This window comes from Pseudonocardia pini (assembly GCF_013870575.1).
Lineage (GTDB): Bacteria > Actinomycetota > Actinomycetes > Mycobacteriales > Pseudonocardiaceae > Pseudonocardia > Pseudonocardia pini.
This window is the reverse complement of record NZ_JACBXB010000576.1, coordinates 1-3,658: the sequence shown is the minus strand read 5'-3', so window position 1 is coordinate 3,658 and position 3,658 is coordinate 1. Positions and strand designations below refer to the sequence as shown.

4 protein-coding genes are annotated in these 3,658 nt (G+C 74.2%); 3 read left to right on the top strand and 1 reads right to left on the bottom strand.

Translation table 11 applies throughout. The features are described from left to right. Positions 1–299: TolB-like translocation protein (locus H5J29_RS25025; RefSeq protein WP_512700137.1), on the bottom strand; the 299-nt coding region annotated here is incomplete at its 3' end. 137 nt (positions 300–436) lie between these two features. Between H5J29_RS25025 and H5J29_RS25020 the strand changes: the two genes are divergently transcribed. Genes H5J29_RS25020 through H5J29_RS25010 form a run of 3 tightly spaced genes read left to right on the top strand, consistent with a single transcriptional unit; the run spans position 437 to position 3,489 of the window. Beyond that, positions 437–1,537 carry an MFS transporter gene (locus H5J29_RS25020; RefSeq protein ID WP_181783477.1) on the top strand — a complete coding sequence of 367 codons (1,101 nt, stop codon included), beginning with the start codon at positions 437–439 and terminating at the stop codon, positions 1,535–1,537. A gap of 3 nt (positions 1,538–1,540) precedes the next feature. After that, positions 1,541–2,479 (top strand): DUF7064 domain-containing protein, encoded by a 939-nt coding sequence (locus H5J29_RS25015; RefSeq protein ID WP_181783476.1) that lies wholly within the window; start codon positions 1,541–1,543, stop codon positions 2,477–2,479. After that, complete coding sequence (locus tag H5J29_RS25010) at positions 2,476–3,489, top strand: phosphotransferase family protein (protein ID WP_181783475.1); 1,014 nt, start codon at positions 2,476–2,478, stop codon at positions 3,487–3,489. The genes H5J29_RS25015 and H5J29_RS25010 overlap by 4 nt, the downstream gene beginning before the upstream one ends. Positions 3,490–3,658: the final 169 nt, after the last annotated feature.

The following is a 3,658-nucleotide window of genomic DNA, read 5'->3' as shown; positions in this document are numbered from 1 at the left end:
AGCGCGGCCGCCTCGGGCGTCTCCTCGGCCTCCGGATCGGGCCGCGCGGAGACGAACAGCAGGTCGCCCTCGGGGGTGAAGGCGGGCTGCGACTCGCCCTTCTCCCCGCGGGTCAGCCTGCGGGCGGGCCGGACCCCCGACGGGTCGATCTCCCACAGCGCCGGTCGCCAGGCGGTGCGGTCCCGGTCCAGCGCGGCGGCCGTGGTGACCAGCCGGGTGCCGTCGGCGGACAACGCCAGACCCGCGAGCCGGGGGAGCGCGACGTAGGACTGCAGGTCGGTGAAGTCGGTCTCGGCCACCCGCCCAGCCTGGCAGACGGCGGTCCACCGCGTGACGAGGATCCGAACCGGACGGACCGGGTGCGCCGGGCGCGTCGGGAAGCACCGGGTCCGGTGGCGGTGTTGGATCGTTCCGGACGAGCACGACGGAGGACACGATGACCGACACGACGGCCCCCGACCGCATCGGATCGGGGACCGCGACGGCGCTGGTGGCCACGGCCTTCCTGGTCGCCATGCTGGGCACCACGCTGCCGACGCCGATCTACCCGCTCTACGAGGCGCGCTACGGCTTCGGTGGGTTCGTCGTGACGGTCGTCTTCGCGACCTACGCCGTCGGCGTGATCGCGGCACTCCTGGTCCTGGGCGGGCTCTCGGACCGGATCGGCCGCAAGCCCGTGCTCTACCTCGGCCTGGCGTTGGCGCTGGTCAGCGCGCTGGTGTTCCTGGTCCCGGCCATGCCCGCCCTGTTCGTCGGGCGGGTGCTCTCCGGCCTGTCCGCCGGGGTCTTCACCGGCACGGCCACGGCGGCGATCCTCGACCACGCCCCGCCCGACGGCAAGGCGCGGGCCGGGCTCGTCGCCGCGGCCGTCAACATGCTGGGCCTGGGGCTGGGCCCGGTCGTGGCGGGGCTGCTCGTGGAGCTCGCGCCCTGGCCCATGGAGCTGCCGTACCTCGTCCACATCGCGCTGGTGGTCCTGGTCGGGATCGGGTTGCTGGTCGTGCCGGAGCGCGTGGCGCGACGGTCGTTCCGGGTCGAGCCGCTGCGGCTGGGCGGGCTGCCGCCCGAGGTCCGGGGGACGTTCGTCCGCGCGGCGATCCCGTGCTTCGCGGGGTTCGCGGTGCTCGGCATGTTCACCGCCGTCTCGCCCGCCGTGCTGTCCCAGGTGCTCGGCAGGCCCAACCACCTGCTCGCCGGCGTCACGGTCTTCCTGGTGTTCCTCGGCTCCGCCGTGGGCCAGGTCGGCACGGCGCTGCTCTCCGAGCGCACGGCGATGCCGCTGGGCTGCGCGATGCTCGTGGTCGGCGTGCTGACGGTCGGTGGCGGGATCGTGGCCGTGTCCTACTGGCTGTTCGCCGCGGGGGCCGTGGTGGCCGGGCTGGGGCAGGGGATCAGCTTCCGGACGGGCCTCACCGCCGTCGGGTCCGAGGCGCCGCCCGCGCACCGCGGCCAGTCCCTGCTCACCCGGGCCGAGGACATGCCCGAGGCGCTGCACGCCTTCCTCGAGCGCAGGCCACCGAACTTCACCGGGAGATAGACCGTGACCGTGCACATCCCCGATGCCGGCTTCGGGCCGAAGGACGACCTGCGGCACTGGCCCGCCGAGCCGGGCGGCCGGATGCGGGACTCGCTGTTCTACGAGATGATCATGCCCGACGAGCGGCTCGGGCTGCAGATCTACCTGTACCTGACCGCGCACGGGAAGACCGGGTTCAACGTGGCGGTCTGGGGCCCGGGGAGCGAGCCGCTCGCGCTGGACCTCGGCGGCGGCAGCGTTCCCGCGGACATGGACTTCGACGACTTCCGGGTCGGGGGCCTCACGGTCTGCCAGCCGGAGCTGCGCCGCACCGCCGAGGTGACCTACTCCAGCGACACGGTCCGTCTGGAGTACCGCTTCGAGGCGGTGCAGGAGGCGTTCAGCTACCGCTCCAACCCCGACGGGCTGCCGGAGTGGTTCGCGGCCAACCGGCTGGAGCAGGCGGGCCGGGTGTCCGGCTTCCTGGAGGTGGCGGGCCGCCGCGTCGAGTGGGACCGGCGGATGGGCCACCGCGACCACTCGTGGGGCAACCGGGACTGGGGCGTGCCGCACCACTGGAAGTGGTTCGTGGCCTACACCGACACCGGGCGGGCGATCAACGGCTGGATCTGGATCGCGGGCGGCGAGTGGGGCTTCGCGGGCTCGGTGATCCGAGACGGCGTGACGGTCCCGATCGCGCACATCGACCACCACGCCACCTACCACGACGACATGTCCCAGAAGCACCTCGAGGCCACCCTCGTCGACACCGCGGGCGGTCGGACCGAGGTGACCTTCGAGCGCTTCGGCCTGGTCAAGCTGCCCACGAACGACGCGATGGCCACCGAGATCTGGGAGTCCGCCTGCGACGCCACGATCGACGGCGAGCCCGCCGCGGGGCAGTGGGAGACGCACTGGCCGCGGGACTACCTGAACCACCTTGTCGCGAGCAGGCGCAGATGAGCACCGACACCGCGGTCTGGGACTGGTCGCCCGCCGACCTGGTCTCCCTCGAACGGTTCCTCGCGGGGCTCGTCGAGGGCCCGCTGCGCACCCGTCGGATCGGGGACGGGCACTCCAACCTGACGTACCTGGTCAGCGGCAGCCGCGACGTCGTCGTCCGGCGGCCGCCGCCCCCACCGCTGCCGCCCGGCGCCCACGACGTCCTGCGCGAGGCCCGGTTGCTGCGGGGGCTCGCGGGCAGCGGCCTGCCGGTGCCCGAGGTGCTGGCCACCGCGGAGGCGGGCGAGGTGGTCGACAGCCCGCTGTACGTGATGAGTCACGTCCCCGGGCCGGTCCTCACCACCCGCACCCCGGGAGCCTTGGCGGAGCACCGCCGGGCGATCGGGGAGTCCCTCGTGGACACCCTGGCCGGGCTGCACGCCGTCGACTGGCAGGCCGCCGGGCTGGCCGAGATGGGCAGGCCGGAGGGGTTCAACGGCAGGCACCTGCGGCGCATGCGCCGGCTCGTCGCGGACTCCGACGGGGCTCCGCCGCCCGCGTTCGCCGAGGTCGACGGCTGGCTCGAGGCGAACGTGCCCGCCGAGTCCGGCGGGACGCTGGTGCACAACGACTACCGGCTCGGCAACGTGATCCTCGGGCCGGCGGGCCGGGTCGCGGCGGTGCTGGACTGGGAGCTGGCCACGATCGGCGACCCCCTGTTCGACGTCGGCTACTTCCTCGCGTCCTGGCCGGTCGCCGGGGAGCCGCTCACCCCGACCGGTGCGCTCGGCACCGCGGTCCTGGAGCCGGGCTACCCGACCCGCGCCGAGCTGGCGGAGCGCTATGCGGCACGCACGGGCCGGGACCTGTCGAACCTGCGCTGGTACACCACGCTCGCGCTGTGGAAGCTGGCCGTGCTGTTCGAGTACAGCCACCGCCGCACGGTCGCGGGGAACGGCGACCCGTACTACGCCGACCCCGCGCTCGTGCAGTCCTTCCTGGACGCCGCCCGCGCGGCCGCCGCGTCGTGAGCCGGCGGTGACTCACGGGACGGTGCTGCTCGCGAGACGACGGCCACGAGAGCCCCGATCCCGCTGAGCCCGAGTACGGCGAGCCCCGGCCCGGCCCGGACGGCGGTGGGGCTCTCGCCGTGCGGGCCGGGCCTTCAGGGACCCGTACGCCTTCAGTAGCGCGGTGCCC